The organism is Mycobacterium sp. (assembly GCF_965229265.1).
Lineage (GTDB): Bacteria > Actinomycetota > Actinomycetes > Mycobacteriales > Mycobacteriaceae > Mycobacterium.
The window spans coordinates 929,111-955,557 of the sequence record NZ_CBDDIY010000010.1 but is presented as its reverse complement, the minus strand read 5'-3'; the positions used below and the strand labels follow the sequence as shown (position 1 = coordinate 955,557).

28 protein-coding genes are annotated in these 26,447 nt (G+C 68.7%); 12 read left to right on the top strand and 16 right to left on the bottom strand.

Going from position 1 to position 26,447, the window contains the following annotated elements; translation table 11 throughout:
- The first annotated feature begins 14 nt into the window (after positions 1-14).
- Together ADBZ9K_RS06595 and ADBZ9K_RS06590 are read left to right on the top strand one after the other, a co-directional pair.
- Positions 15-677, top strand: a complete 663-nt coding sequence (locus ADBZ9K_RS06595; protein WP_526619279.1) for a PaaI family thioesterase — start codon at positions 15-17, stop codon at positions 675-677.
- Positions 674-1,534 (top strand): TIGR03619 family F420-dependent LLM class oxidoreductase, encoded by an 861-nt coding sequence (locus ADBZ9K_RS06590; RefSeq protein WP_526619278.1) that lies wholly within the window; start codon positions 674-676, stop codon positions 1,532-1,534. The genes ADBZ9K_RS06595 and ADBZ9K_RS06590 overlap by 4 nt, the downstream gene beginning before the upstream one ends.
- A gap of 50 nt (positions 1,535-1,584) precedes the next feature.
- Here the strand turns inward: ADBZ9K_RS06590 and ADBZ9K_RS06585 are convergent, their stop codons facing one another.
- The 3 genes from ADBZ9K_RS06585 to ADBZ9K_RS06575 form a co-directional block, all read right to left on the bottom strand.
- Entirely contained in the window at positions 1,585-2,409 is an 825-nt protein-coding gene (locus ADBZ9K_RS06585) for a hypothetical protein (RefSeq protein WP_526619277.1), read from the bottom strand.
- Positions 2,410-2,586: 177 nt separating this feature from the next.
- Positions 2,587-2,988, bottom strand: coding sequence for a DoxX family protein (locus ADBZ9K_RS06580; RefSeq protein WP_526619276.1), 402 nt, complete (start codon positions 2,986-2,988; stop codon positions 2,587-2,589).
- Positions 2,989-3,019: 31 nt separating this feature from the next.
- Positions 3,020-3,421: a DoxX family protein gene (locus ADBZ9K_RS06575; RefSeq protein WP_526619274.1), complete on the bottom strand. Its 402-nt coding sequence runs from the start codon at positions 3,419-3,421 to the stop codon at positions 3,020-3,022.
- Positions 3,422-3,566: 145 nt separating this feature from the next.
- On the opposite strand from ADBZ9K_RS06575, the gene ADBZ9K_RS06570 reads away from it, so the two are divergent.
- Positions 3,567-3,821, top strand: a complete 255-nt coding sequence (locus tag ADBZ9K_RS06570) for a hypothetical protein (protein ID WP_526619273.1) — start codon at positions 3,567-3,569, stop codon at positions 3,819-3,821.
- Between the two features lie 98 nt (positions 3,822-3,919).
- Here ADBZ9K_RS06570 and glnA read toward each other — a convergent pair whose 3' ends face one another.
- A complete protein-coding gene (gene glnA / locus ADBZ9K_RS06565) occupies positions 3,920-5,356 on the bottom strand; it encodes a type I glutamate--ammonia ligase (RefSeq protein WP_526619272.1) in 1,437 nt (478 codons plus the stop codon).
- A gap of 178 nt (positions 5,357-5,534) precedes the next feature.
- Between glnA and ADBZ9K_RS06560 the strand changes: the two genes are divergently transcribed.
- Entirely contained in the window at positions 5,535-5,999 is a 465-nt protein-coding gene (locus ADBZ9K_RS06560; RefSeq protein ID WP_526619271.1) for an RDD family protein, read from the top strand.
- A 35-nt stretch (positions 6,000-6,034) separates the two neighbouring features.
- Positions 6,035-7,495: an HNH endonuclease signature motif containing protein gene (locus ADBZ9K_RS06555; RefSeq protein ID WP_526619269.1), complete on the top strand. Its 1,461-nt coding sequence runs from the start codon at positions 6,035-6,037 to the stop codon at positions 7,493-7,495.
- On the opposite strand, the gene ADBZ9K_RS06550 is transcribed toward ADBZ9K_RS06555, so the two are convergent.
- From ADBZ9K_RS06550 to sucB, 6 genes are read right to left on the bottom strand one after another with little or no spacing between them, the layout of a single operon-like run.
- Positions 7,492-9,297 carry an amidohydrolase gene (locus ADBZ9K_RS06550; protein ID WP_526619267.1) on the bottom strand — a complete coding sequence of 602 codons (1,806 nt, stop codon included), beginning with the start codon at positions 9,295-9,297 and terminating at the stop codon, positions 7,492-7,494. The genes ADBZ9K_RS06555 and ADBZ9K_RS06550 overlap by 4 nt on opposite strands.
- A gap of 42 nt (positions 9,298-9,339) precedes the next feature.
- Complete coding sequence (locus tag ADBZ9K_RS06545; RefSeq protein WP_526619266.1) at positions 9,340-10,092, bottom strand: DUF4191 family protein; 753 nt, start codon at positions 10,090-10,092, stop codon at positions 9,340-9,342.
- 42 nt (positions 10,093-10,134) lie between these two features.
- Positions 10,135-11,067 (bottom strand): lipoyl synthase, encoded by a 933-nt coding sequence (lipA, locus tag ADBZ9K_RS06540; RefSeq protein ID WP_526619265.1) that lies wholly within the window; start codon positions 11,065-11,067, stop codon positions 10,135-10,137.
- Complete coding sequence (gene lipB / locus ADBZ9K_RS06535; protein WP_526619264.1) at positions 11,064-11,750, bottom strand: lipoyl(octanoyl) transferase LipB; 687 nt, start codon at positions 11,748-11,750, stop codon at positions 11,064-11,066. The genes lipA and lipB overlap by 4 nt, the downstream gene beginning before the upstream one ends.
- Positions 11,751-11,759: 9 nt before the next feature.
- On the bottom strand, positions 11,760-12,680 hold the full coding sequence (locus tag ADBZ9K_RS06530; protein ID WP_526619263.1) for a TIGR01777 family oxidoreductase: 921 nt from the start codon (positions 12,678-12,680) through the stop codon (positions 11,760-11,762).
- Positions 12,681-12,684: 4 nt separating this feature from the next.
- The gene (sucB, locus tag ADBZ9K_RS06525) at positions 12,685-14,427 is read right to left on the bottom strand and encodes a 2-oxoglutarate dehydrogenase, E2 component, dihydrolipoamide succinyltransferase (protein WP_526619262.1); all 1,743 of its coding nucleotides are present in this window, start codon (positions 14,425-14,427) and stop codon (positions 12,685-12,687) included.
- Between the two features lie 165 nt (positions 14,428-14,592).
- On the opposite strand from sucB, the gene ADBZ9K_RS06520 reads away from it, so the two are divergent.
- Complete coding sequence (locus ADBZ9K_RS06520; protein WP_526619261.1) at positions 14,593-14,937, top strand: oxidoreductase; 345 nt, start codon at positions 14,593-14,595, stop codon at positions 14,935-14,937.
- Positions 14,938-15,060: 123 nt separating this feature from the next.
- Positions 15,061-16,809 carry an SDR family oxidoreductase gene (locus ADBZ9K_RS06515; RefSeq protein ID WP_526619260.1) on the top strand — a complete coding sequence of 583 codons (1,749 nt, stop codon included), beginning with the start codon at positions 15,061-15,063 and terminating at the stop codon, positions 16,807-16,809.
- Positions 16,810-16,819: 10 nt separating this feature from the next.
- On the opposite strand, the gene ADBZ9K_RS06510 is transcribed toward ADBZ9K_RS06515, so the two are convergent.
- Positions 16,820-18,346 (bottom strand): leucyl aminopeptidase, encoded by a 1,527-nt coding sequence (locus ADBZ9K_RS06510; protein WP_526619259.1) that lies wholly within the window; start codon positions 18,344-18,346, stop codon positions 16,820-16,822.
- Positions 18,347-18,386: 40 nt separating this feature from the next.
- Here ADBZ9K_RS06510 and gcvT point away from each other — a divergent pair, with 40 nt between their 5' ends.
- The 3 genes from gcvT (at position 18,387) to ppnP (ending at position 20,986) form a co-directional block, all read left to right on the top strand.
- On the top strand, positions 18,387-19,490 hold the full coding sequence (gene gcvT, locus ADBZ9K_RS06505) for a glycine cleavage system aminomethyltransferase GcvT (protein ID WP_526619258.1): 1,104 nt from the start codon (positions 18,387-18,389) through the stop codon (positions 19,488-19,490).
- 22 nt (positions 19,491-19,512) lie between these two features.
- Positions 19,513-20,619, top strand: coding sequence for a branched-chain amino acid aminotransferase (locus tag ADBZ9K_RS06500; protein WP_526619256.1), 1,107 nt, complete (start codon positions 19,513-19,515; stop codon positions 20,617-20,619).
- Positions 20,620-20,704: 85 nt separating this feature from the next.
- The gene (gene ppnP, locus ADBZ9K_RS06495; RefSeq protein WP_526619255.1) at positions 20,705-20,986 is read left to right on the top strand and encodes a pyrimidine/purine nucleoside phosphorylase; all 282 of its coding nucleotides are present in this window, start codon (positions 20,705-20,707) and stop codon (positions 20,984-20,986) included.
- Between the two features lie 14 nt (positions 20,987-21,000).
- Here ppnP and ADBZ9K_RS06490 read toward each other — a convergent pair whose 3' ends face one another.
- From ADBZ9K_RS06490 to ADBZ9K_RS06475, 4 genes are read right to left on the bottom strand one after another with little or no spacing between them, the layout of a single operon-like run.
- Positions 21,001-21,747 (bottom strand): adenosylcobinamide-GDP ribazoletransferase, encoded by a 747-nt coding sequence (locus tag ADBZ9K_RS06490; protein WP_526619254.1) that lies wholly within the window; start codon positions 21,745-21,747, stop codon positions 21,001-21,003.
- A 3-nt stretch (positions 21,748-21,750) separates the two neighbouring features.
- Positions 21,751-22,800: a nicotinate-nucleotide--dimethylbenzimidazole phosphoribosyltransferase gene (cobT, locus tag ADBZ9K_RS06485; protein ID WP_526619253.1), complete on the bottom strand. Its 1,050-nt coding sequence runs from the start codon at positions 22,798-22,800 to the stop codon at positions 21,751-21,753.
- Positions 22,800-23,327, bottom strand: coding sequence for a bifunctional adenosylcobinamide kinase/adenosylcobinamide-phosphate guanylyltransferase (locus ADBZ9K_RS06480; protein ID WP_526619252.1), 528 nt, complete (start codon positions 23,325-23,327; stop codon positions 22,800-22,802). The genes cobT and ADBZ9K_RS06480 overlap by 1 nt, the downstream gene beginning before the upstream one ends.
- 14 nt (positions 23,328-23,341) lie before the next feature.
- Positions 23,342-23,998 (bottom strand): DUF3043 domain-containing protein, encoded by a 657-nt coding sequence (locus ADBZ9K_RS06475; protein ID WP_526619251.1) that lies wholly within the window; start codon positions 23,996-23,998, stop codon positions 23,342-23,344.
- Positions 23,999-24,069: 71 nt separating this feature from the next.
- Between ADBZ9K_RS06475 and ADBZ9K_RS06470 the strand changes: the two genes are divergently transcribed.
- Together ADBZ9K_RS06470 and ADBZ9K_RS06465 are read left to right on the top strand one after the other, a co-directional pair.
- Positions 24,070-25,137 carry a glycerate kinase gene (locus ADBZ9K_RS06470; protein ID WP_526619250.1) on the top strand — a complete coding sequence of 356 codons (1,068 nt, stop codon included), beginning with the start codon at positions 24,070-24,072 and terminating at the stop codon, positions 25,135-25,137.
- An 80-nt stretch (positions 25,138-25,217) separates the two neighbouring features.
- Positions 25,218-25,583: a HesB/IscA family protein gene (locus ADBZ9K_RS06465; RefSeq protein WP_526619249.1), complete on the top strand. Its 366-nt coding sequence runs from the start codon at positions 25,218-25,220 to the stop codon at positions 25,581-25,583.
- A 30-nt stretch (positions 25,584-25,613) separates the two neighbouring features.
- Here the strand turns inward: ADBZ9K_RS06465 and ADBZ9K_RS06460 are convergent, their stop codons facing one another.
- Complete coding sequence (locus tag ADBZ9K_RS06460; RefSeq protein ID WP_526619247.1) at positions 25,614-26,291, bottom strand: Rv0361 family membrane protein; 678 nt, start codon at positions 26,289-26,291, stop codon at positions 25,614-25,616.
- Positions 26,292-26,447: the final 156 nt, after the last annotated feature.

The following is a 26,447-nucleotide window of genomic DNA, read 5'->3' as shown; positions in this document are numbered from 1 at the left end:
ACGGCCGAGGCGGTATGGACATCGACTGGGACTTCATCAGCGACGATGAACACGAGCGGGTGGGGGCATTGCACACGCCGCTGACCGCGGCAGTGCGCCGGCTCATCGCGGCCAGCATTCGCACCGGGGCCGATGAGGAATCGATCGAGCGGGCTCGGCAGGCCATCGACGAGGTGAGCCAGCTGCTGGAGAGCGCACCGCCCAGTCGTCCGCGGCTGTTGCGGCACGCCGAGACCGGCCTGCCGGTGGTGTGGGGCAATCCCGCTGCGGGGCAGCACAATCCCATCGCACCACCGATGACGGCCCACCACGAGGGCGGCCGGTGCTGGAGCGAGTTCACTCTCGGCCCGGTCTACGAGGGGCCGCCCGGTCTGGTGCACGGTGGCATCTGCGCGCTGCTACTCGACCAGCTGCTCGGCGAAGTCGCCACCGACCAACTCAGCAAGCCGAAATTCACCGGCACGATCACGCTGAAGTATCTGCGAGGCACCCCGCTCGGGCCGCTTCGGGCCGAGGCCTGGGTGGAGCGCACCGAGGGGTACAAGACCTATGCGCGGGGGTTCCTCGCCGACGCGCAGGGACCAACCGTCGAAGCGGAGGGCGTGTTCATCATGCCGGCGTGGGCACGGGACGACGATTGGCAGGAGCGGCGCGATATGGGAGTTGCAGCGGGATGAAGTTCTATGTCAGCGTCGCCTTCTTGCAGACCAGCGAGGTCATCGAGATCGCCAAGGCGGCAGATGATCTGGGCTACGACGGCCTCGGCATTCCCGATCACGTGGTGAACCTGGAGACCTTGGCCACCCCGTATCCGTACACCAAGGACGGCGAGCGGCGCTGGCCGCCGTTCACCGACTGGCCTGACCCATGGGTACTGGTTGGCGCGCTCGCGCAGGCCACCGAGCGGCTCAAGTTCGTGACGACGGTGTACATCCCGGGGATGCGCGATCCCTATTCGGCGGCCAAATCGATTGGCACGGCCGCGTATTTGGCTGACGGTCGCGTCGAGCTCGGCATCGGGGTGGGCTGGTGCGAGGAAGAGTTCACGCTGATGGGCCAGCAGTTCGCCAAGCGTGGCAAGCGCACCGACGAAATGATCGAACTGATGCGTGCGCTGTGGCAGCCGGGCTGGACGGAATTCGACGGCGAGTTCTACAAGACTCCACGCCTGGAGATGATGCCGACGCCCCCGCACATCCCGATTTACAGTGGCGGGCTCTCCGATATCGCCCTGCGGCGCGCGGCGCGCCTCGACGGCTGGATCGGCGACCTCATCAGTCTCGATCAGGCGATCCTGCGTGTCGAGAAGTTGCGTTCGCTGCGCGCCGACAAGGGTTTGACCATGGACGGCTATCAGATCCTCACGCCGCTCACCGACGCGTTCACCATCCCGCACTACGAGCGGGCCGAGGCGGCCGGGATCACCGGCATCGTGACGATGCCGTGGATGTTCTACTGCGGTATGCATGCCCCGCTCGCCGACAAGATCGACGGATTGCGGCGCTTCCGCAAGGATCTCGCGCTGGACGCCTGACGTCAGACGGTGCCCAACCGAGCTTGTGTGCCGGTGGCAGTGGGTGACCGCTATCCCTCACCGCGGTGGGAACGGGCGGCATGCGAGCCGGTACCGTCCGCCTTCTTGCCAGTAGCCGCTCGCAGGCTGGCCTTCTTCTGTCCACCAACCTGGAGGCCGGTGGTGGTCCCCGACGGCGCGGTGGTCGCGGCCGCGGGCCGCTTGAAGCCGGCGATCGAGGCGCCGGTCACGGCGGCAGCGCGTGTTGAGGACGCTATCGAAGGGGCTGCCGGCGGGTAGAAGTGTTGCTTGGCCAGCTGTGCGATCGCAGAATCCGGGCCGAATGTTTCGCTGGCGGCGACGTAGATGACCGCACGAAGTCCGGCGATGAGGGCACGTGGGCCGGGGCCCGCCTGCGTACCGATCTCGAAGAAGTAGTTGTCGAGGTCGGAGCCGCCGAGGGTGTGCAGAGCCAGATCGGTGAGGTAGTAGGTGATTCCGGGCAGGCCGGTCAGGTAGACGCCGACGACGCCGGGGAAGTACGGATCGACCCCGCTATCGGACGATACGGCGGCCCCCCGAGAAAGGGCAGCCGATGATGGCATCGGTTGGAGAGGGGTGGCCATGTCGTTGAGGTTGGAGCCGTTGACGTAGCCGCCGTAGCCGACGGTGCCAGCCGTCTGGATGTTCTGGAGTGTTTGCTGCGTGCCCTGAATTGTTTGCTGGGCGCCTTGCGCCACGGTCTGGGCGGCTTGCTGAATCGGCGCCGCAAGGTCGGTGATCCAATTCGTGAGCGCATATCTGGCTTGGGACGCCGACACGGGGGCGTTAGCGATGGCCGTGGGGTTCGAGACTGGTGCGACAGTGATCGCGGTGGCGGCGGCAAGTGCCACCACTACGGTCGATGCTGGCAGCCGTCGAATGACCATCCAACGATCTCCTGTTCTCGTCGGGCGTTGTTTTGCTGGCTACTGCACTGATATTTGCTATGAAAGTAGCGGAGGCCCGAAGAGATGGCAATAGCTGCGATGTGAACGCACGTCGACGAACTCGCGATCGCACGTGGTGTCGTGCTAGCGACGACGGCGCGCGGCGTCCACTGTGTAAGCGCCGCCGCCGGTGAACACCAGCAGGAAGAAGGCGAAGCAGTACAGCACCGACAATTCGCCATTGTTGGTCAGCGGGATCCACCCGGCGTTGGCGTGCATGGTGAAGTATGTGAAAGCCATCGCCCCGGAGGCGATGAAAGCTGCCGCGCGCGTGAACAATCCGATGGTGATGAGAAATCCGCTGACGAACTCGATGATGCCGCCGTAGAAATCCGGCCACGACCCAACCTCGGCGGCCGGGCCGGAGGGCCAACCGAACAGCAGGCTTGCCCCGTGGCCGGCGAACAGCAAACCGAAGACGGCGCGGAAAAGACTGAGCACCGCCGGCGAGTACGAACTGAGTCGGTTATCGAGCTTCTCTGCCATGAAACCGACCCTACTAGCCGGGCGGTGGCAGTCAGCGCCTTGCGCGCGCGGCATCCAATGCGTAGGCGCCACCGCCGGTGAACACCAGCAGGAAGAAGGCGAAGCAGTACAGCACCGAGAGTTCGCCGTTGTTGGTCAACGGGATCCAGCCGGTGGGCAGGTGCTGAGTGAAGTAGGCGACAGCCATCTCACCCGATGCGATGAAAGCTGCTGCACGGGTGAACAATCCGAGTGTGATGAGGATCCCGGCGACGAGTTCGATGATCCCGGCATAGAAGCCGGGCCACGAGCCGATGGCGGCGGCGGGTCCAACCGGCCACCCGAAGAGCCAGTTCACTCCGTGGCAGGTGTAGAGCAATCCGAAGACGACCCGGAAAAGGCTGAGCACAGCGGGGGAGTAGCTAGTCAGGCGAGTGTCGAGGTTGTGGGCCATGCCCAGACCCTACTATTCGGACTGCAGTCCGGATAGTGCTCCTCCTGAGTTCACTGTGAGTTCTCTGGGAACTAACCTTCCACGGTGTCACGACCGATAGCCGTCGCTATGGTACTGGTCCATGCGGGGGATCAGTTTTGGCCGGGTGAAGCGACGTGTCTCGATCCGCGGCGTTGTGATGCTCGCGCTGACCGTGGTCGTCGGCGGCCTTGCATTCGCCACACTGCGCTATCAGCCGGCTCCACCCCCTGACGTTCCCGCCTCGAACCCGTCTACGGTCGTCGCGACGCCGACCGCGCCGCCGGCGCCCCCGGTGGTTACTCCGGTTCCGGCTTCGGCTTCGGCGGGTAAGTCCACCCCCACTGCCATCCCGCCGGCCACCAAGCCGCCGCGGCCGTAATTGCCGCCGGCATCGGCCGGATACCAGCGAGTCCACCCGCCCGGAAGTGATTGCTCACCGCCGAACGGGTGGACTCGATCAGGACTGCCGACGAATCGCTACACGTCGTAGTACAGCGCGAACTCGTACGGGTGAGGCCGGATCTGGATCGGCAGGATCTCGTTCTCCCGCTTGTAGGCGATGTACGTCTCGATCAGGTCGGGAGTGAACACGCCGCCCTCGGTGAGGTATTCGTGATCCTCCTCGAGCCGGTCGATCACCGCGGCCAGCGAGGTGGGCGCCTGCGGGATGCTGGCGGCCTCGTCCGGGGGCAGCTCGTAGAGGTCCTTGTCGACCGGGGCCAACGGCTCGATCTTCTTCTTGATGCCGTCGATCCCGGCCATCAGCATCGCCGCGAACGCCAGGTACGGGTTGCCCGAGCTGTCGGGGCAGCGGAACTCGAGGCGCTTGGCCTTCGGGTTGTTGCCCGTGATCGGGATGCGCACGCACGCCGAGCGGTTGCGCTGGCTGTACACCAGGTTGATCGGGGCCTCGTAGCCCGGCACCAGACGCTTGTAGGAGTTCACCGTCGGGTTGGTGAACGCCAGCAGCGACGGCGCGTGGTGCAGGATGCCGCCGATGTAGTGGCGGGCCAGATCCGACAGGCCGGCATAACCGGACTCGTCGTGGAACAGCGGCTTGCCGTCCTTCCACAGCGACTGGTGGGCGTGCATACCGGAGCCGTTGTCACCGAACAGCGGCTTGGGCATGAAGGTGACGGTCTTGCCGTTCGCCCAGGCAGTGTTCTTGATGATGTATTTGAACAGCAACACATCGTCGGCCGCGTGCAGCAGGGTGTTGAACTTGTAGTTGATCTCAGCCTGGCCGGCGGTGCCCACCTCGTGGTGACCGCGCTCCAGCGTGAAGCCGGCGTTGATCAGGTTGGTGGCCATCTCGTCGCGCAGATCGACGTAGTGGTCGTAGGGAGCGACCGGGAAGTAGCCGCCCTTGGGGCGGACCTTGTAGCCGCGGTTGGCCGAGCCGTCGGCCTCGAACGGCTCACCGGTGTTCCACCAGCCCGACTCGGAGTCGACCTCGTAGAACGTGCCGTTCATCTTGGAGTCGAACGACACCGAGTCGAAGATGTAGAACTCGGCCTCTGCGCCGAAGTAGACGGTGTCGGCAATTCCGGTGCTGGCCAGGTAGTTCTCGGCCTTGCGGGCGACGTTGCGCGGGTCGCGCGAGTAGGCCTCGCGGGTGAAGGGATCGTGGACGAAGAAATTCAGGTTCAGCGTCTTGGCGGCGCGGAACGGATCGATACGCGCGGTTTCGGGGTCCGGCAACAGCATCATGTCGGACTCGTGGATCGACTGGAAGCCACGCACCGACGAGCCGTCGAACGCGAGCCCGTCCTCGAACACGCTCTCGTCGAATGCGGACGCCGGAATCGAGAAATGCTGGACGACGCCGGGAAGATCGCAGAAGCGAATGTCGACGTACTCGACGTTCTCGTCCTTGATCTGCTTGATGATGTCGTCAGCGGTCTTTTCTGCCACTTACCACTCCTTCGTGCGGCCTGTCTTGCGCATGTCTAGGCACATAGGTTTGTTAACCCGCGGCTGACGCTATGAAGCTGATGTTGCCTGCCCGTCAAGGTCATGTTGCGCCAACGTTACGCATCCTAGGTCTCGGTGCGGCGGGGGGCGTCCCTTCAGGCCCGCATATCCTGGGGCCATGGCGCGTGAGATCGGATCCTGGCTGTCCGGACCCGAACCGGTCGATTCCGGTGGCGACAGCAGATATCTCGGCCAAGCGCTGGGGCTGCCTGAGACCGGCTCACGGTCGCTGGCGCGGACGGGGCGGCGGTTTGCGGCGCTGCTCGTCGACTGGCTGATCGCCTATGGGCTTGCCGCGCTGGGGATCACGTTCGGGCTGGTCACCACTGCCACGCTGTCGACTGCGGTGCTGGTGATCTGGTTCGTCCTCGGGGTGCTGTCAGTTCGGCTGTTCGCGTTCACCCCCGGTCAATTCGCGCTGGGGCTGATGGTGATTCCGGTGGACAACCGCTTGCACGTCGGAACGGGTCGCGCCATCGTGCGCGGCCTGCTTATTGCCCTCGTCATCCCGCCGCTGTTCACCGACGCCGACGGTCGGGGCTTGCAGGACCGGCTGACGGCGACCGCAGTGGTGCGGCGCTGACCAACACCTGTCACCCCGTGGTGGCATAATCGAACATGTGTTCGAGTCTTGGCGAGTCCGCGGACGATGTAGCGGTGGTGGCCGCGATCGAGGACGGCGCACGCCAGGAAGCCCGGGCAGCGGCGCGGCGCCTGGCCGCGATCGCGGAGTTGGTCCGCCGGCGGTGCGGCGACGACGACCACGCCTGGTGGGCCTGCGATGACTGGGATGCTGCGGCTGCAGAGGTTTCGGCGGCCCTGGGGGTCACCCACCATCGGGCATCGGTTCAGATGCAGCTGGCGTTGGCCCTGCGGGATCGGTTACCGCGGGTGGGTGCGTTGCTGGGCGAGGGCCTGCTCAGTTTTCGAGTCTGTGCGGCGATCGTCTGGCGGACCGACCTGATTCAGGACGCCGAGATATTGGCGCGCATTGACGCCGCGATCGCCGAGCACGCCCAGACATGGGGACCGATGTCGGATCTGGCCATGCAGCGCGCGATCGACAGCTGGGTGGATCGATATGACCCTGGGGCATTGCGCCAGAACCGAACTCGCGCGCGCGACCGGGAGATCGGCATCGGTGCCCGCTGCGCCGAGTCCGGGACCGCCGAGATCTGGGGTCGGCTGTACGCCACCGACGCCACCATGCTGGACCGGCGGCTGACGGCGATGGCGCGCGGGGTGTGCGACGAGGATCCGCGCACCGTCGCCCAACGCCGCGCCGACGCGCTGGGAGCATTGGCGGCCGGCTCGGATGGGCTGGCATGTGCCTGCGGATCACCGCAGTGCCCCGCCGCCATCGACGACGCCCGCGCGGCCGGCGTGGTGATCCACGTGCTGGCGGACGCCGACGTGCTCGATGCCGTCCCCGATCCGGCCATGTCCGGTGAGCGTCCGACCGCCGACGCCGAGCCGGCCGGTTCGCACCGAGCCGGTGGGGTGCTCACCGGGCGGGGCGGCATCGTGCCCGCCCCGCTGCTGGCAGAACTGATCCGGTCGGGTGCGAAGGTGCGCACTCTGCGCCGGCCCGGTGTGGACCCCGAGCCCGGGTACCGGCCCTCGACGGCATTGGACGAGTTCGTGCGGCTGCGCGATTTGACCTGCCGATTCCCCAACTGTGACGTCCCGGCTGAGTATTGCGACATCGACCACACCATCGCGTGGCCGTGGGGGCCCACGCACCCGTCGAACCTGAAATGCGAATGCCGAAAACACCACCTGCTCAAGACCTTCTGGCACGGCTGGCGTGATCGGCAACATCCCGATGGCACCGTCGAGTGGACCTCGCCGACGGGTAGGACCTACCTGACTCAGCCCGGCAGCCGCCTGCTCGTCCCGCGGTGGAACACCACCACCGCCGCATTGCCGCCGCTGTCTGGGAGGCCACCGGCGGCCATCGGCACCATGATGCCCACTCGACGACGAACACGGGCAGCCGAACGCGCGCGCCGGATCGCGGGCGAACGCAAACTCAACGATGTCCGGGTGGCCGAGCGGAATCGACCGCCACCGTTCTAGAGCTGGTGGCGGATCTGCCCGTTCATCATCGTCATGGTCACCTTCGCCGCGTGGATGTCATGCGGGTTGGCGTCAAAGATGTTGGCGTCCAACACGATCAGGTCGGCGAGCTTGCCCGCCTCGATCGATCCGACCTTGTCGTCCATCCGCAGTTGGTAAGCCGCGCCCATGGTGTTGGCATGGACGGCCTGGGCGACGCTGAGTCGCTGATCCTCCGGTGACAGCACCGGTGCATCTGGATTCCCGATCAGCTGGCGGGTCACCCCGATCTGGATGGAGTCGAGCGGCTTGTAGGTGGAGAAGTATCCCGCCGCCGGCCAGTCGGTGCCCAGCGAGATTCGTCCACCCGATCCGAGGACATCCTGCGGGCGATACAACAGGTCCTGGCGGGGCCGGCCATAGCGGGCGGCCATGTTCTGCAGGGTGTCGGGGTCGGCCGAGAGCCAGTTCGCCGAGAACTGGGCGACAACGCCGAGCTGGCCGAACCGCCGATTGTCGGAATCCTCGACGTACACCAGGTGGGCGATGGCATGCCGGCGGTCACGCGGGGGGTTCGCCGCGATCGCCCGCTCGATCGAATCGAGCGCCGTCCGCGCGGTGCGGTCACCACAGGCATGGACATGAACGTCGAAGCCCGCCGCGTCGACCGCACCGATCAGCTGATGCCATTGCTCTTCGCTGAACGGCGACGCCCCGACCGAATCGGGCTTGTCGGCGTAGGGCTCGATGAACCACGCGGTGTATCCGGCCTGGGTACCGTCGCCGACGATCTTCACCACGTTGACGTTGACCAGTTCGGTCGAGATCCGGCTGCGGATGTCGGTCAGCTTGGCGACCGCGTCGTCGACCGGCGGGGACTTCACGCTGTAGGAGGCCACCACGCGGAACGGCAGCGCGCTGCGCTTCTCGAGGTCGGTGTAGAGGCCGATCAATGCACCCTGGTCATCGCCGATGGGCGGCACCCCGGCGTCGAAGACCGTGGTGATGCCGGCCGCCGAGGCCTTGGGCAGCCACGTCTCGAGCAACCTCTGCATCGATTCCGCGGATATCGGCTCGACCGCGTTGACCAGGCTCAGGACGGCGTTGACCTCGAGCACGTAACCGGTCGGCACACCGTTCTCGTCGCGGGCGTAGTAGCTGAACCCGGGGATCGGATCGGCTGTGTCGCGGCTGACCCCGGCCATCTCCAGGGCCTTGCTGTTGGCCCACAGGCTGTGCCCGTCGATCGCGAAGAAGAACCCGGGCCGATCGGGAAGGATCCGGTCCAGATCGACGCGGGTGGGCCCGTCGGGGCCGAACATGTCCACGCGCCAACCGAATCCACGTACCGGGCCGTCGGGGTGGGCCCGCGCGTAGTCCTCGATCGCCGCTAGGGCGTCGTCTCCGGTGGGCACCTGCAGGTCGACACCGCTGGTCAGGAAGGCGCCCAGGAAGGGGTGGATGTGGCCCTCCACGAACCCGGGCATCAGCAGCCTGCCGCCCAGGTCGACGACCTTGGTCCGGGAGTCCGTGAGCGCCGTCGCACCCGCCTCGTCACCGACGTAGGAAATCGTGGTGCCCGTGACCGCGACGGCCTGTGCCCACGGCAGGGCGGGGGAGCCGGTGTAGATCGGCCCGCCGCGGAAAACGAAATCGGCGCTCTTCTGCGGCGCCGTCCCGGGCTTCGTGGCGCACGCACCGGCCGCACCGGCCGTTGCGGCCGCGACCGCGGTGACGGCAACCGCCCGCAGCGCCGTCCGCCGAGTCAGGCTCGCGGTCCCTATGGCGGCGAAGTGCGGTGCCCATTCGCACGCTGTACACATGTGATCTCCCCCGAAGTGTGTGTCTGTGGCCGTCGAAACCGGTCAGCGCCGGCGCACCGTGCGTTGCACACCCTTCATCTTGGCCTGAGCGGGCAACGGCCCCTTGGGCATGGCGGCCGGGCCCATCCGGGTGCCCAGCGCGGTCAGCTTCGACTCCAGCGAGTCCATCTGTTTGACCGTGATGTTGGCCGGCAGCCGGGTCAGGTGCCGCTCCAGCTTGGACAGCGGAACCTCGCCCTCGCCGTTACCGACGATGACGTCGTAGATCGGGACGTCACCGACGAGGCGGGCGGTGCGCTTCTTCTCCTGCGCCAGCAGCGGCTTGACCCGGGTCGGCGATCCCTCGGCGACGAAGATCACACCCGGGCGGCCGATCACCCGGTGCACCGCGTCGAAGTGGCCGGTGGCCGCAACGCCCGGAGTCACCCGCCACTTGCCCCGCAGGTTGTCCAGGGCCCACGCCGCCGCGCCCGTCTGGCCCTCCGCCTTGCGGTAAACCGACTTCTGCGCGCGCCGGCCGAAGATGATGAACGCCACCAACGCACCGAGCACGACACCCAGCGGGATGAGCATGTACATCGTGAATCCACCGACCAGCAGGCCGACGACCACGGCAGCGGCCACGATCAGCACAAACGCGCCGACCATGTAGGGCAGCAGCCGCTTGTCTTCCTTGCGCTGCATCTGGAACGCCTGCCACAGCTGGCTGCGTCGCTGCTTGGACGCGGCCTTGCGGGCGGCCTTCGCCTCGGCCTTGGCCGCCTTTGTCTCGGCGGTGGAACGGGATTTCGCCATAACTACCAAGAATACGGAAGCGCAATCAGCGCTGACCCGCGGTCACCTGGTCAGCTTGTGAGCGGCGGCGGCCTGTTGGTACAACCGGCCCGCCCGGTAGGAGGAACGGACCAGCGGACCGGAGAGCACCCCGGCGAATCCCAGGCCTTCGGCATAGGCGGCCAGCTCGACGAACTCCTCGGGTTTGACCCAGCGCTCGACGGGGTGATGACGCACCGAGGGGCGCAGGTACTGGGTGATGGTGACGATGTCGCAGCCGGCGCCGTGCAGATCGGCAAGCGCGGTATGCACCTCGTCGATGGTCTCGCCCATGCCCAGGATCAGGTTGCTCTTGGTGACCAATCCCGCCTGTCGGGCGGCGGTTAGCACGTCGAGGCTGCGCTGGTAGCGAAACGCCGGGCGGATCCGCTTGAAGATACGCGGCACCGTTTCGACGTTGTGCGCCAACACTTCCGGTCGCGATCCGAAAACCTCGGCCAGCTGCTGCGGGTCACCGTTGAAGTCCGGGATCAGCAACTCCACCCCGGTGCCGGGGTTGAGGGCCTTGATAGCGCGCACGGTTTCGGCGTACAGCCACGCCCCGCCGTCGGGCAGGTCGTCGCGGGCCACCCCGGTTACCGTCGCGTAGCGCAACCCCATCGCCGCGACGCTGTCGGCGACCCGGCGCGGCTCGTCGCGATCCAACTCGGCGGGTTTGCCGGTGTCGATCTGGCAGAAGTCGCAGCGGCGGGTGCACTGCTCACCGCCGATGAGGAACGTGGCCTCCCGGTCCTCCCAGCATTCGTAAATGTTGGGACAACCCGCCTCCTCGCACACCGTGTGCAGGCCTTCGCGGCGCACCAGGCTCTTCAGCGCGGTGTACTCCGGACCCATCCGCGCCCGGGTCTTGATCCACGGCGGCTTACGCTCGATCGGCGTCTCGGCGTTGCGGACCTCCAGACGCAGCAGCTTGCGGCCAGCCGGTTCAACGCTCACAGGGTCGATGCTACGTCAGTTGACACCGGCAGGCGGCCGTCGAGGGCGTCACACACCGCCTCGGCGACGCGGCCCCGGACGTCCTGCACCCCCACGTGGCGGCCGAGTTCTGCCGTTAGCGACGTCACCCCGGCATCGGAGATTCCGCACGGCACGATCGCCGAATAGGCGCCGAGGTCGCAGTCGCAGTTCAGCGCAAAGCCGTGCAGCGTCGTCCCGCGGGCTACCCGGATGCCGATCGCGGCGATCTTGCGGGCCGGGCGGCCACCGCCAGCCGGTAGCCATACCCCGGAGCGGCCGTCGACGCGGCCGGCGTCCAGGCCGTAGTCGTCACACACGCGGATCAGTGACTCTTCAAGTCGCCGAACGTAATTCAGCACATCAAGCGGCTCGCCCAGGCCGATGACCGGGTAACCGACCAACTGCCCGGGCCCATGCCAGGTGATCTTGCCGCCCCGATCGGTGTCGACCACCGGGGTGCCGTCCAGCGGGCGTTCGTGGGCTTCGGTGCGCTTGCCTGCGGTGTAGACCGCCGGGTGTTCCAGCAGCAACAGGGTATCGGGTCCGCCGGCCACCCGGGCCTCGGCCACCTCGCGCTGCAACTGCCAGGCGGCCAGGTAGTCGATGGCGCCGAGTTGGCGCACCTGCACCGCCGCTGAGCTGGATCGGATGGACTGCCGCACCCAACCAAACTACCCTTGGGCGGCCGCGGTGGCGTAGGCCAATGCCTCACCGATGGTGTTGTGGTGGAACACGAAGCCGGCCCGCTCCAGTGCGGCGGGGATCGCCCGCTGACCGCCAAGCAGACCTTCGTCGGCGAACTCGCCGAGCAGTGTGCGCAACGCGAATCCCGGCACCAGCCACGGCGTGGGCCGATTCAGGGCGCGGCCCAAGGCGGCGGTGAACTCCGAGTTGGTCACCGGCGCCGGCCCGGTGAAGTTGACCGGCCCGGCCAGGTCGTCGTTGTTGATCGCGAACAACAAGGCCCGGATCTGGTCCTCGAGGCTGATCCACGGCATGTACTGGCGTCCGCCGCCGAGCCGGCCGCCCAGGCCGAGGCCGAACAGCGGGCGCAGTCGGCCCAGTACCCCGCCGCCGGGGGAGAGCACCAGTCCGGTGCGGGCCAGCACCACCCGCACGCCGGCGTCCTCGGCGGGTAGCGTCGCCGCCTCCCAGTCGACGCACAGCCGGGCCAGGAAACCCGTTCCGGGCGGCGCGGTTTCGTCGACCACCCGGCCGCGGGTGTCGCCGTAGTAGCCCACCGCGCTGGCATTGATCAGGACCGGGACACCGGCGTCGACGACCGCAGCCGAGATCACCTCAGTAGGGGCGATCCGGCTGTCACGCAGGATCTGCTTGAACGAACCCGACCACCGCTTCTCGCCAACGTTCACGCCGCACAGGTTGATCACGGCGTCGACGCCGTCGAGCCCGGCCGGGTCGAATTCACCGCTGTCGGGATTCCAGTGCAGTTCGTCGCTGGTGGCCGGCGCGCGGCGCACGATGCGTAGCACCCGGTGATCTGCGGCGCGGAGTGCGGACACCAGCGCCGAGCCGATCAGGCCGGACGAGCCGGCGATCGCGACGGCGAGCCCGCTTGCTGGCTGGCCCATCTGATCAGAGCCCGAGGTCGGCCTCGAACGCCCCTTCTTCGAGCCGCCGCTTGACCGTGGTCAGGAATCGGCCGGCGTCGGCTCCGTCGATCAGCCGATGGTCGTAGGTCAGCGGCAGATAGCAGATCGACCGAACACCGATCGACTCGTTGCCGAACTCGTCGACAATGACCCTCGGGCGTTTGACGATCGCGCCGGTGCCCAGCATCGCCGCCTGCGGCGGTACCAGGATCGGAGTGTCGAACAGCGCGCCCTGGCTGCCGATGTTGGTGATCGTGAAGGTGCCACCGGAGAGCTCGTCAGGTTTGAGATTGCCGCTTCGGGCCCGGTCGGCGATGTCGTTGATCGCGCGGGCCAGGCCGGCCAGCGACAGATCACCGGCGTTGTGGACCACCGGGGAGAGCAGACCCTGCTCGGTATCGACCGCGAAGCCGAGGTTCTCGGCGTCGTAGTAGGTGATCTCCTTGGTGTCCTCGCTGTAGCTGGCGTTGATGTTCGGATGCGCCTTGAGGGCATCGATCACCGCGCGGGTGATGAACGGCAGGTACGTGAGGTTCACGCCTTCGCGCTCGGCGAAGCTCTTCTTCGCCTTGGCCCGCAGCGCCACGATCTTGGTCATGTCGACCTCGTGGGTCTGGGTCAACTGCGCGGTGGTCTGCAGCGACTCGCGGGTCTTCTTGGCGGTGATCTGCCGGATCCGGTTGGCCTTCTGTGTCGTGCCGCGCAGATGGGCCAGCGGCGAGGGGGCGGCCGCCGCGGGGGTGGCCGCGGGCGGTGCCGCGGCTGCAGCAGCCGCCGGTGCTGGCGCCGGCGGCGCCTTCTTGGCTTCGGCCGCGGCCAGCACGTCCTGCTTGCGGATGCGCCCGCCAACCCCGGTGCCCTTGACGGCGGCGAGGTCGATTCCGTTCTCGGCGGCCAGCTTTCGCACCAGCGGAGTGACGTAGGGGTTGCCGTCTTCGGTCGCACCGCCGGACTCCGCCGCGGGGGCGGGCGCCGCCTTGGGTTCCGGCTTCGGTTCGGGTGTGGGTTCCGGCTTGGGCTCGGCCTTGGCCTCGGGCTTCGGCTCCGGCTTGGGTTCGGGCTTGGGTTCGGGCTTGGGTGCCGGGGCGGTCGGCGCGGCGGCACCGGCGTCGCCGACCTTGGCCAGCTCGCCGCCGACCGGAACGGTCACGTCCTCTTCAGCGGTGATGCTCAGCAGGGTGCCGGCCACCGGCGACGGGATCTCGGTGTCGACCTTGTCGGTGGACACCTCTACCAGAGGTTCGTCGACGGCAACCGCGTCGCCGACCTTCTTCAGCCACCGGGTCACGGTGCCCTCGGTGACCGATTCGCCGAGTTCGGGCATGAGTACCGGCGTCGAGGATTCCGACGACTGCGGTGCTGCTTTCTCCGGCTCCGGCTCCGGTTCGGGTTCGACCTCTTCGGCGGCCGGCTCCGGCTGGGCTGCCGGCTCCTCGGCGGGCTTCTCTTCCTCGGCGGCCGGGGCAGGTGCGGACTCCGCTGCCTCGCCAGCCTCGCCGATCACCGCGAGCTCGCCGCCGACCTCGACCGTGTCGTCCTCCTGGGCGACGATCTTGGTCAGTACACCCGACGCCGGTGCGGGGATCTCCGTGTCGACCTTGTCGGTCGAGACCTCCAGCAGGGGCTCGTCGACCTCGACGGTGTCGCCCTCTTGCTTGAGCCACCGGGTGACGGTCCCCTCGGTGACGCTCTCACCGAGTGCCGGCATCTGGACGGAGACGGCCATTGTGTTGACTCCCTCGAACGGTCAGTCGTGCGGGTCGGATTTCTGGCATACCACAGCGTCGTGTACCCATCCTGTCATTGCCGGGCCGCTTGCACGCACTCAGGGCGATGTGTGTTTTCTCTGGCACCATCGATGCAAAGAACAGACGAGAGGAGTTCACCCAAGTTGGGGCTGTTCGACAGGTTCCGGCCTGCTCGCCGGGGCGAATCCGACGCGGCCGCCGATCAGCGGCATCTGCGCGAGTGGGCGGCGCAACGGACCGGGGTAGAGGCGTTCGTCGAACCCAAGACCAGCGTGACTCCGATGACGATCGTGCTGGTCGCCGCTGACGGCGAGTGGACCCGCCGGCCTTCGGGCGGTGCCACCGGCGCCCGGCGGATCGGCGAACAGCTCGCCATCCCGGTCTACGACGTGCAGAAGATCGGCTACCCGCAGCGGATGCGGGACTACGACGCGCGCCGCCGGATCGAGCGCCGCCGCGCGCTGCGCGAGGAACTCGACGAGCGTTGAGTGTCGTCTTGACACGTGCATCGTCGGGCGGGCAGGGTCAAACCCGGCCGGTACCAACGGTATGAGCTACTCATCGTCACAGTTACTCGGTGGCCACGAGCCACGAGCGGTTCGAGGGGTCTGATGGCTACGCGCTATGTCGACAGCAACGACGGCACCCGTCTCGCGGTCTATGTGGAGGGCAACCCCGACGGGCCGACCGTCGTGCTGGTCCACGGCTGGCCGGACTCGCATGTGCTGTGGGACGGCGTCGTGCCCCTGCTGGCCGAGAAGTTCCGCATCATCCGCTACGACAACCGTGGCGCCGGTTCCTCGTCGTCTCCGGCGAGGGCGTCGTCGTACAAGATGACCCACTTCGCCGATGACTTCGCCGCCGTGATCGCCGAACTGAGCCCCGACCGGCCGGTGCACGTACTGGCGCACGACTGGGGCTCGGCCGGCATGTGGGAATACGTCACGCGCCCGGAGGCCGTGGACCGGGTGGTCTCGTTCACGTCGCTATCGGGTCCGTGCGCCGACCACTTCAGCCGCTACGTCCGTGACGGACTCAAGCGGCCCTATCGACCGACGCTGTTCTCCCGCGCGCTGTCCCAGGCCGCACACCTGAGTTACATGGCGGGATTCTCGGTGCCGGTGGTGGCCCCGGCGCTGATGCGTGCCGGCGCCACCCGGCTGCGGCCCATCCTGACCCGGCACATCCCCGCCGACCATGTGCACCATGGGGACACCTTCACCTCCGACGTGGTCAACGGGCTGAAGATCTACCGCGCCAACTTTTTCCACTCACTGGCTCATGTGCGGTCCGACCGTCGCGTCGCGGTCCCGGTTCAGCTGATCGTCAACCTCGACGACCCCTACGTGCGACCCCACGTCTACGACGACACCCACCGCTGGGCGCCGCGGCTATGGCGGCGTGACATCCGTGCCGGGCACTGGTCGCCGTTCTCTCACCCGCAGGTGCTGGCTGCGGCCGTCACCGAACTGGCCGAGCACCTGGACGGCGGGCCCGCCAGTCGCGCGTTGCTGCGCGCCCAGGTGGGCCGGCCGCGAAAGTTCTTCGGCGACACGCTCGTATCGATCACCGGCGCGGGCAGCGGCATCGGGCGCGAGACCGCACTGGCCTTCGCCCGCGAAGGTGCGGAGCTGGTCGTCAGCGACATCGACGAAGCGGGCCTGGCCGAAACGGTCGCCCGGATCGGCTCACACGGTGGCCAGGCCCATCCCTACCGGCTCGACGTCGCCGACGCCGAGGCGGTCGAGCGGTTCGCCGAGGAGGTCTGCGCCACCCACGGTGTGCCCGACATCGTCGTCAACAACGCCGGAATCGGGGTGGCCGGGGCGTTCCTCGACACTCCCGCCGAGCAGTTCGACCGCGTGCTGGACGTCAATCTCGGCGGTGTGGTCAACGGATGCCGGTCCTTCGCGCGGCGCCTCGTCGAGCGCGGCACCGGCGGCCACATCGTCAACGTCGCCTCGATGGCGGCCTACGCCCCGCTGCAGTCGCTGAACGCCTACTGCACCTCCAAGGCCGCGGTCTACATGTTCTCCGACTGCCTGCGCGCCGAACTTGCCTCTGCGGGAATAGGTCTGACGACCATCTGCCCGGGTGTCGTCAACACCAACATCGTGTCCACCACCGACATCCACGCCCCGCACGGTAAGCAGGCCGCCGTACCCGGCCGGCGCGCACAGCTGGAGAAGATGTTCGAACTGCGCCGCTACACCCCGGACAAGGTGGCCAAGGCGATCGTGTCGGCGGTCAAGAAGAACAAGCCGATCCGGCCCGTCACCCCCGAGGCGTACCTGTTGTACGGCACGTCGAGGATCGCGCCGCAGGCGCTGCGCAGCAGCGCGCGGGGCACCGTCATCTAGCCGGCAGCTGCTAACCGTTCGCCGCGATGTCCTCCAGGACCGCGAACATCGTCCGCGTCGGCACCCCGGTACCGCCCTTGGGGGTGTAGCCCCACGGGCCCGACGTGTTGTAGGCCGGCCCGGCGATGTCGATGTGGGCCCACTGGACCCCCTCGGCGACGAACTCGCGCAGGTAGACACCGGCCACGAGCATGCCGGCGAAGCGCTGCGAACTGACGTTGGCCAGGTCGGCAACCGTCGACTTGAGGTCGTCTTTGAGTTCCTCGGGCAGCGGCATCGGCCAGGCGTTCTCGCCTTCGGTCTGCGAGATCCGCGCCACCCGGTCGCGGAACTCGTCGCTGCCCATCACCCCGGGAGTGCGGGCGCCCAGTGCGACGGTCTGCGCCCCGGTCAGGGTCGAGGTCTCGATCAGGTAATCCGGGTCGTCCTCGCACGCCCGCACGATCGCGTCGGCCAGGATCAGCCGGCCCTCGGCGTCGGTGTTGAGCACCTCGACGGTGATCCCGCCGTACTGGGTCAGCACGTCGCCGGGACGCTGCGCGGTCGAGGACGGCATGTTCTCGGCCATCGGCACGGTGGCGATCACGTCGATGGGCAATTCCTGCTGCGCGGCCAGCACAACGGTGGCGATCACCGCGGCGGCCCCGCCCATGTCGGAGGTCATGTGATGCATCGACGCGGCCGGCTTGATCGAGATGCCGCCGGTGTCGAAGGTGATGCCCTTGCCGACCAGCGCCACGGTCTTACTCTTCTTGCCCTTGCCGGCCTTGCTGCCCTTGTAGGCCAGCCGCACCAGGCGGGGCGGACGAGACGATCCCTGGCCGACCCCGACGATCCCGCCGAAGCCCGCCTTGGCCAGCGCCTTGTCGTCAAGCACCTCGACCTCCAGGCCGGCCGCCTCGCCCAAGGCCTTGGCGCGCTTGGCGAATTCGGCCGGGAACAGGTGGCTGGGCGGGGTGTTGACCAAATCGCGGGCGGTCGCCACGGCGGTGGCGATGGCCGCGGCGCGCGCGGCGTCCTTCTTGGCGCCGGCCGCGGTGCTCAGCGCGGTGATCTTGGCCAGGGCCGGCTCCTTCGGCGCGGTCTTGGCGCTGCGGAACTCGGTGAACCGGTAGCCGCCCAGGATCAGCCCCTCGACGGCGGCCTCCAGGTGTAGCTCCGTCAATGTCGTGACGACGGCCTCCACCCCGGACAGCGAACGCGCGGCCACCCCGGCGGCGCGCCGGATGAGGTCGGCGGGCCACTCGTCGCGCGGGGCACCCAGGCCCACGGCCAGCACACTGGCGACCGGGAGCGAGGGCACGTGCAAACGGGTCACCTGCTCGGCTCCGGCCTTGGCGCCCAGGGCGCGCAGGGCGACCTCGATCTCGCCGATCGCCTCGGCGTCGAGGAATGGGCCGCCGACAACCGCCGGCGAGCCGTTGCTCTCTGCACCGGTGACGACCGGGACGATCAGCACGGCCGAGCCCGCGCCGCGCTTGGGCAGGGAGGTCGCGACGCTGACGGTGGGTGCTGGATAACCGGGTTGGGTGCTCACGAGGATCAACCCTAGCGATGGGGGTTTACTGTTGTTGGCCGTGACCGACAATTCCGAGCTGTTGCACGGGCCCCTCGAGAGCCAACACCGCGAACTGGGTGCCACGTTCGCCCCGTTCGGCGGATGGCTGATGCCGGTGTCGTACGCCGGGACCGTCGGCGAGCACACCGCCACGCGCGAGGCCGTCGGCCTGTTCGACGTCAGCCACCTCGGCAAGGCACTGGTAGTGGGGCCGGGGGCCGCCGAGTTCGTCAACTCCGCGCTGACCAACGACCTGCGCCGGGTCGGACCAGGCAAGGCGCAGTACACGCTGTGCTGCACCCCCGACGGCGGCGTCATCGACGACCTCATCGCCTACTACGTCAGCGACGACGAGATCTTCCTGGTGCCCAACGCCGCCAACACCGCGGCCGTCGTCGCCGCCCTGCAAGAAGCTGCGCCGCAGGGTATCTCGATCACCGACGAGCACCGCTCCTACGCCGTGCTGGCCGTGCAGGGCCCGCGCTCGGCCGAGGTGCTCGACGCGCTGGGCCTGCCCACTGACATGGACTACATGGGTTACGCCGACGCTAGCTACTCCGGCGTGCCGGTGCGGGTCTGCCGGACCGGATACACCGGCGAGCACGGCTACGAGCTGCTGCCGCCGTGGGACTTAGCGCCGGTGGTGTTCGACGCACTGGCCGCCGAGGTGCGGGGCGCGGGCGGACAACTCGCCGGGCTGGGTGCCCGCGACACCCTGCGCACCGAAATGGGCTATCCGCTGCACGGGCATGAGCTGTCGCTTGACATCTCGCCGCTGCAGGCTCGCTGCGGCTGGGCCATCGGATGGAAAAAGGACGCGTTCTGGGGCCGCGAGGCGCTGCTGGCCGAAAAGGAGGCCGGCCCGCGCCGGCTGCTGCGCGGACTGCGGGCCACCGGGCGGGGCGTGCTGCGGCCGGATCTGACCGTGCTCAACGGGTCGCAGCCGGTGGGCATCACGACGTCGGGAACCTTCTCGCCCACCCTGAAAGTCGGTATCGCCCTTGCCCTCGTGGACACCGACGCCGGCATTGAGGACGGCGCGCTGGTCACCGTCGACGTGCGCGGCCGTGCGCTGGAATGTGAGGTGGTCAAACCACCCTTCGTCGAGGTGAAAACTCGCTAGCGGCCCGGTCTACAATCGCCGTATGACCAACGGCCCCCTCGAGTTCACGGTTGAGCGCAACGCAAATCCGGCGAGCGACGAGGTACGCGCCACCATTCTGGCCGACCCCGGCTTCGGTCGTTTCCACACCGACCACATGGTCTCGGTGCTCTACACCGACGAACTCGGCTGGCACGATGCGCGGGTGATGCCGTACGGGCCCATCGAGCTGGATCCGTCGGCCATCGTCCTGCACTACGCGCAAGAGATCTTCGAAGGTCTCAAGGCCTACCGCTGGGCCGACGGTTCCATCGTGTCGTTCCGGCCGGAGGCCAACGCGGCGCGGTTGCGCGCGTCGGCGCGCCGGCTGGCCATCCCGGAGCTGTCCGAAGAGATGTTCATCGAATCGCTGCAGCAGCTGATCGCCGTCGACGGGCAGTGGGTGCCGCCCGCCGGTGGCGAAGAGTCGCTGTACCTGCGGCCGTTCGTGATCGCCACCGAACCCGGCCTGGGCGTGCGGCCGGCCTCCGAGTACCGCTACCTGGTGATCGCCTCGCCGGCCGGCGCCTACTTCAAGGGCGGGGTCAAGCCGGTCAGCGTGTGGCTGTCCACCGAATACGTGCGCGCCAGCCCGGGCGGCACCGGGGCGGCGAAGTTCGGCGGCAACTACGCGGCCTCGCTGCTGGCCCAGGCCGAAGCCGCCGACCACGGCTGCGACCAAGTGGTGTGGCTCGACGCGATCGAACGCCGCTACATCGAGGAGATGGGCGGGATGAACCTGTTCTTCGTCTTCGGCAGCGGCGGCTCAGCCCGGCTGGTCACCCCCGAGTTGTCCGGCTCACTGCTGCCCGGCATCACCCGCGACTCGTTGCTGCAACTGGCCAGCGACGCCGGCTACGCCGTCGAAGAACGCAAGATCGACATCGAGGAGTGGCGCAAGGGCGTGACCGCCGGGGAGATCACCGAGGTGTTCGCCTGCGGTACGGCGGCGGTCATCACCCCGGTCTCCCACGTCAAGTTCGGTGAAGGCGAGTTCACCATCGCCGACGGCGAGTCGGGCGAGGTGACGATGGCGCTGCGTGACACCCTCACCGGCATCCAGCGCGGCACCTTCGCCGACACCCATGGCTGGATGGCCCGGCTCAGCTGAGTGCGGCCCTCCCGCCCACGCTGGCGGGATGGCGATCGGCGGGCCCGGTAGTCTGACGGCTCACCCGAGCGCCGGAGGAGCTGCAGTGTTCAAGGTCAACGAGTACTTCGATGGCGATGTCGCATCGATCGCCTTCGCGACCGCCGACGGCCCGGCGACCGTCGGCGTCATGGCGGTGGGGGAGTACGAGTTCGGGACATCGCAGCTGGAGATCATGACCGTGATCAGCGGCGCGCTGACCGTTCGGCTGCCGGGCCGCGATGACTGGGAAACCTTCGCTGCGGGAACGCAATTCACCGTGCCCGCGCAGAGCCGGTTCACGGTGCGTGCCGATGTGGAGACCGCCTACCTCTGTGAGTATCGGTAGCCTTCCCGGCAGGCTCACGGACGGATCACCAGACCGATCAGGGTCACGGTGGTCGCCACCTCGATCACCGCGCCCAACACGTCTCCGGTGATGCCGCCGAAACGGCGCGCGCAATGGGCGACCAGCAGCACGGTCAGTCCCACCGCGGCAAGCACCACCAGCGGCCCCTGCCAGACCCGGGGGGTCGCCACCACCGCGAGCCCCGCGGCAAGCACGACCCAGGCCGCGGCGACCGCGGCCGGCTGACTGCCCGCGACCAGCCCGCCCAGGGTGCTGCCCGCGGCTGCGGGCACCCCACGGCGACAGGCCAGCACCGCGGCCACCCGGCCGGTGGTCAGCGCGGTGAGGACGGCAACCGCCCCGGTCGGTCCCGACGGTGCCGCCGCGAACGCGCAGGCCTGTGCGACCAGCACCACGACGACGGCCGCCACCCCGAACGGACCCGCCGTCCCGTCGCGCATCACGCGCAGCGCCCGCTCCGGCGGGCCATAGCAGCCCAGGCCGTCGACCGTGTCGGACAGCCCGTCGATGTGCAACCCGCGCGTCATCAGCAGCACCGCGGCCACGGCCAGCACCCCGGCCAGGGTGTTGTGAGTCCCGAACGCCCACTCACCGGCCCACAGCGCCGCCGCCGCCACAGCGCCCAGCACCGCGCCCACCAACGGCAGCGCCGTCATCGTCGACCGCCCGACAGCTGCCCCGCGGGTCGGTACAGGAAGCACCGTTGCGAACGCGAAAGCAGTTGTCAGCGAACGGATCACAAGTCAGTCCGGGGTGCGTTCGGAGACGCCGGCGGCTTCGAAGGTGGCCATCGACGCCAGCGTCGCGACGGCCGCGCGCAGCATCGGTAGCGCCACCGCGGCGCCGGTACCTTCACCCAGTCGCAGGCCAAGGTCGACGATCGGCTCCAGCTCCAGGTAAGCCAGTGCCAGCGTGTGCGCCGGTTCGGTCGAGCGATGCCCGGCCTGCCACCAGGCCCGCGCCCCCGGCGCCAGCCGATCGGCGACCAGCGCTGCCGCGGTCACCACCACACCGTCGAGCAACAGGGGGGTGCGCCGCACCGCCGCCTGGGCACAGAAGCCGGCCATCGCGGCCAAGTCCGCGCCCCCGCACGTCCGCAACAGCCCGACCGGATCCGAGCGAAGCCGACGTCCCCGGTACATCGCGTCGCGCACCGCCGCGGTCTTACGCGCCCACGTCGCGTCGTCGATGCCCGTCCCGCGGCCCACCACCGCCACCGGCTCGGTGTCGGTCAGGGTCGCGATCAAAGCCGTTGCCGCCGTGGTGTTCCCGATGCCCATGTCGCCGGCGATCAGCAGATCGGCACCGGCGTCCACCTCGTCGTCGGCGATGCGCCGACCCGCCTCCAGTGCGGCGATCGCCTCGTCGGCGCTCAGCGCATCGGCCTGCGCGATGTTGCCACTGGAGCGCCGCACCTTGTGCGCGCCGATGGCCTCCGACACCGGCTTCGCACAGTCCACGGCGATGTCGACCACCCGCACCGTCGCACCCGCGATACCGGCCAGCACATTGATCGCCGCACCGCCGGCATCGATGTTGGCCACCATCTGCGCGGTCACCTCCGGCGGGTAGGCCGACACGCCGGTGCGCGCCACACCGTGGTCGCCCGCAAACACCACCACCCGGGCACGCTCGAACTGTGTTGGTGGACAAAGCCCCTGGCAGGAGGACACCCACACGGACAGGTCCTCGAGGCGGCCCAACGCACCCGTCGGCTTGGTGAGAATGTCCTGCCTGCGCTGGGCCGCTGCGGCGGCCCGGTAGTCGGGCGGTGTGACCGCGGGGAAATCCATCAGCTCGAAGCCTTCGTCGGTTTGACCCAGACCGGTAGCCCGGCAATCACCAGGACCACCTGCTCACAGCACTGGGCGAGTCGTTGATTCAGTGTGCCGAGTTCGTCGGCGAATCGCCTTCCGGACGCGGTCGGCGCTACCACGGTCAACCCCACCTCGGGGCTGACCAGGGCCAGCGGCGCGGCGAACCCGTCGACCGCGCTCACCAGCTCGTCGACGTCGGCGGTCACCGAACCGCCGTCCCAACCCCGGCGGTCCAGCGCGGCGGTCAGCCATCCGCCCAGATCGTCGACCAGGGTTGCGGCGGCGTCGTTGTCATGCAACAGCGTTGCCACATCGGTGGATTCGATCGTGCACCAGCTGCCGGGTCTACGGTCGCGGTGCGCGGCGACCCGCTGCGCCCAGGCTGGATCGGTGTCGGCGCCCGGCCCGGTCGCGATGTAGCGCACCGCAGGTTCGCCGGCGATCGCGGTCTCCGCCCATCGTGACTTGCCCGACCTGATCCCGCCGAGCACCAGCGTGCGCACTGTGTGGAATCGGCTCAGACGACTTTGGCGCCGCGCTCGACCTGAGGCCGGGGGGCGCGCATACGGCGCATCTGCGAGGCGCGGCCCGCTGCGTACAGTCCGAGCTTGAAGCCACCTTCGGTATTGTCCGGGAACTTCGCGTTGACCGCCTTGTTGACCTTGCGGCCCAGCAGCACCCCGTCGACGGCCATGACCGCCATCAACACCAGCATGGCCGGGGAGATGTAGAGCTGCACCTGCGGGACGGCCAGCATCACGAAGATCAGGAACAGCGCCGCGGGCATGAACAGGCCGAGCACATTGCGCCGGGCATCGACGATGTCACGGGCATAGCGGCGAACCGGCCCACGGTCGCGGGGGAGCAGGTAGGCCTCTTCGCCGCCCATCATCCGCTCACGGCGTTCGTTCATCGCCGCCCGGCGCTCGAGCTTGTCCGCTCGGCGCTCCTCCTTGGTCAGGGTGGCCCGCATCTCCTTGCGGCGTTTGCGGGCCTCCGCCGTCGTCATGGGGGCCGGGGCGACCGGACCGCGACGCTTGGCGGTCTCGCTGCGCTTCGGAGTGGGCCTGCCCTTGGGCGCGGTTGTACCCGGCGGCACAGCCGGCACGTCGACATCGGTCGGTTCGGCCTGCTTGGCGTCACCGTCGTCGTTCTTGCGGCCCAGCAGCTTCACGCCTGTCAGGTTACTTCGCCGCGCCGCCCGCTCGGAATGCACCTCGGCATGACCGGGCTTACCCTGCAGGAATGCGGGTGCTGATCGCGCCGGACTGCTACGGCGACAGCTTGACCGCCGTCGAAGCCGCCCAGTCCATTGCCACGGGTTGGGGGCAGGCCCGGCCCACCGACGAGCTCGTCCTGGCCCCGCAGTCCGACGGCGGGCCCGGGTTCGTCGACGTGCTGGCCAGCCGGCTCGGCGGGCGACGGACGGCGCGGGTATCGGGTCCGTTGAGCAGCGAGGTCGACGCCGAATGGGTGTACGACGCGCGAACCCATACCGCCTATATCGAGTGCGCGCAGGCGTGTGGCCTGACGCTGCTCGGCGGCGCACCCACCCCGGACACCGCGGTCGCCGCGCACAGCCGTGGAGTAGGCCAACTCGTCGGCGCCGCGCTGGATGCCGGCGCGGACACCATCGTCGTCGGCCTGGGCGGCAGCTCATGCACCGACGGCGGCCGCGGCCTCGTCGAGGCGCTCGGCGGCCTTGCCCAGGCGCGCGACAAGCTGGCCGGGGTCGAGCTCATCGCCGCCACCGACGTCGAACATCCGCTGCTGGGACCGATGGGCGCCGCCCGGATCTTCGGACCGCAGAAGGGCGCCGACCCGGCGACGGTGGAGATCCTCGAGCAGCGGATGACGGCGTGGGCCGCCCGACTCGACGCGCTCGCCGGCGACACGGTCAGCCCGCTGCCGGGAGCCGGTGCGGCCGGGGGACTGGGGGCGGCCCTGCTGGCGCTGGGCGCCCGCCGGGAATCCGGGGCGGCCGTCATCGCCGAGCACACCGGGTTGGCCGGCGACGTCGCGGCCGCCGATGTGATCGTCACCGGCGAGGGCCGGTTCGACGACCAGTCGCTGCACGGCAAGGTGGTCAGCGCGCTGGCCGGCGGGGCCGCGCGCCGGGGCACCCCGGTGGTGGTCCTGGCCGGGCAGGTCACCCTCGAGCCGGCGGCGCTGGCCGAGGCCGGCATCGCCGCGGCCTACGCCATCACCGACCACGCCGGGTCGGTGCAGCTTGCCATTGACGACGCCGCCAACCAGCTGGCCGGGCTGGCCCACGCGACCGCGGCCGATCTGCGCTGGCTGGCTCGGGAATAGCCGCCCGACAAGGTACCGTTGACCAGGTGGGCCGAATCCCCACGGGAACCCACACAGACATCTGCTTTGAGGGAGACGCAATGACTGTTTCCGATCAGTCGACCACGACCGAGACCGACACCCACGGCGCGGTCCTGACCGAGGCCGCAGCCGCCAAGGCCAAGGCGCTCCTGGACCAGGAGGGCCGCGACGATCTGGCGCTGCGCATCGCAGTCCAGCCGGGCGGCTGCGCCGGCCTGCGCTACAACCTGTTCTTCGACGACCGGACCCTCGACGGCGACCTGACCAGTGAGTTCGGCGGCGTCACCCTGACCGTCGACCGGATGAGCGCCCCCTATATCCAGGGCGCCACGATCGATTTCGTCGACACCATCGAGAAGCAGGGCTTCACCATCGACAACCCCAATGCCACGGGCTCGTGCGCCTGCGGCGACTCGTTCAACTGATTTTCTGCTCGACCCTCGACGGCCGCCCGGTCAGTACTGGGCGGCCGTTCGCAGTAGATATGAGCAGACCAGCAGCTGGTTGCCCTGGCGCAGCAGCTGCGCGACCCCCTGCTCTTCGCTACGGCCACCGCCGCGCGCCCCGGAAGTGGGGGCCACCCGCATGGTGAACAAGACCTGGGCCTGATAGCTCGACCACGGCACGATCGCGTCGATCGAGGACACCTCGGCGGCCGAGAACTGCCTGCTGAACGCATCGCTGGCCAGGCGCGCCAACGCCAGATCGGACTTGCGGTCTTTCACGCCGTCGTACATGCCGCACAAGTTGTTGCGTGCGATGACCTCGCTGTCGCCCTTGGACAGCGCGCTCAGATAGTTCTGGATCGCCGACTTGGTCGACGACTCGGTGAATGTGGTGCCCGCCGCCGTCCCCGGCCGCTCGGTGCGGATCGCCAGCACCGCCGCGACCACGACCACGACGAGCGCCAGCGCCAGCAGGCTCAGCCACAGCGCCTTGCGCCGGCGCGGCTTGGCGTAGGACACCGGCGGCGGCAGCGTCCCCGGGTACACGCCGGGATAGGGCCCCGACGGCCCCGGCGACCCTGCCGGGCCGAACGGTTCGTCGGGGTAGGGCTCCGAGTACGCCGGCTGGCCGGGAATCGGTTGACCCTGGGAGCCGCCCTGCTGGTGCGGCGGAATCGGGCCAGCCATCGATATATCTCCTGGGGTCATCAGGGCCCCGGACTTTCGGTCCCGGCCACAGCGCGGCCGATACCGGGGCCATTTGGTCGGCTCTCGTACGCAGGCTAGCGCACCGGGCTGGAAATAAACGGGCGGCGATACCCGGGTACCGTTACCTAGATTCTC